Below are 1,154 nucleotides of genomic sequence, written 5' to 3'. Positions count from 1 at the left end.
GTGATGAACTGCTTCGAGCCGTCGATGACCCATTCGTCGCCCTCCAGACGCGCAGTCGTGCGCGTCGCCCCGGCGTCGCTTCCCGCTTCGGGCTCGGTGAGCCCGAAGCCGGCCAGCGCGCGACCTGCGAGAAGATCGGGAAGATACTCGCGCTTCTGCTCCTCGCTGCCGAAGCGGTACACCGGCATCGCGCCCAGGCTGACTCCGGCTTCGAGGGTGATCGCGATGGACTGATCGACGCGACCGAGGGCCTCGATCGCGATGCCGAGGGCCATGTAGTCACCGCCCTGGCCGCCGTACTCCTCGGGGAACGGCAGACCGAAGAGACCGAGGTCACCCATCTGACCGACCACATCCATCGAGAGGGTGTGGGTGCGGTCGGCCTCGTACGCCTGCGGCGCGACGACGGTCTCCGCGAACTCCCGCACCATCGCGGCGAGCTCGCGCTCCTCATCGGTCAGTTGTTCCATGCTCATCTCTCCTCCGTCGTCATGTGTGCGACCGGCTGGTCGCGTCGAACCTGATCGCCCACGGCGACGGTCAGGCGCACCGTCCCGTCGTGGGGAGCCGACACCGGGTGCTCCATCTTCATGGCCTCGATCGAGACGAGGGGCGTACCAGCGACCACCACGTCACCGTCGCGCACGTGCACGGCCACGACGGTTCCGGGCATCGGCGCGCGCGCGTCGGGGCCACTCGTGCCACTCCGCTCGTCCCGGGCCCGCATGCGCTGCAGCATCTGCGCCCGACGGTCCAGGGGGCGCATGTGCACGGACCTGCCACCTTCGCTCACCCAGATGTCGCCGCCCGAGTCCGTGGCGACGACCACTCGCGCATCGATCGATTCCTGTGTCGGAGCCTCGAGCACCTCGCCGCTGTCGGTGAGGAACGCGACATCCCGTGGCCGGTCAAGGCTCAGGGCGTGCCATACCGCGCCCGCGCGACCGACTCGTCGCGCATCGGCTCCGGCTCCCTCCCGCCCCGCCTCTCGCGACACCTCGCGCCCTGCGGCGGCGAGCATCGCGGGCGACGGCGGCTCCTCGTTCAGAGGCAGAAGCGTCTCGATGAGGCCCGTGTCGAGATCTCCGGCGATGACCCTCTGATCACGGCAGAGCAGTCGAAGGAAGGCGATGTTCGTGTCGACGCCGAGCACG

Annotated in this window: 2 protein-coding genes; both read right to left on the bottom strand. The window is 69.3% G+C overall.

The window, feature by feature from the left end; genetic code table 11:
* Positions 1–470: acyl-CoA dehydrogenase family protein (locus J7E68_RS19420; protein WP_396652529.1), on the bottom strand; the 470-nt coding region annotated here is incomplete at its 3' end.
* Between the two features lie 2 nt (positions 471–472).
* Positions 473–1,154, bottom strand: a 682-nt coding sequence (locus tag J7E68_RS19415; RefSeq protein ID WP_251049186.1) for a biotin/lipoyl-containing protein, incomplete at its 5' end; no start/stop codon positions are given.

The organism is Microbacterium sp. ISL-103, assembly GCF_018613995.1.
GTDB lineage: Bacteria > Actinomycetota > Actinomycetes > Actinomycetales > Microbacteriaceae > Microbacterium.
This window is presented reverse-complemented; position numbering and strand designations above follow the sequence as displayed.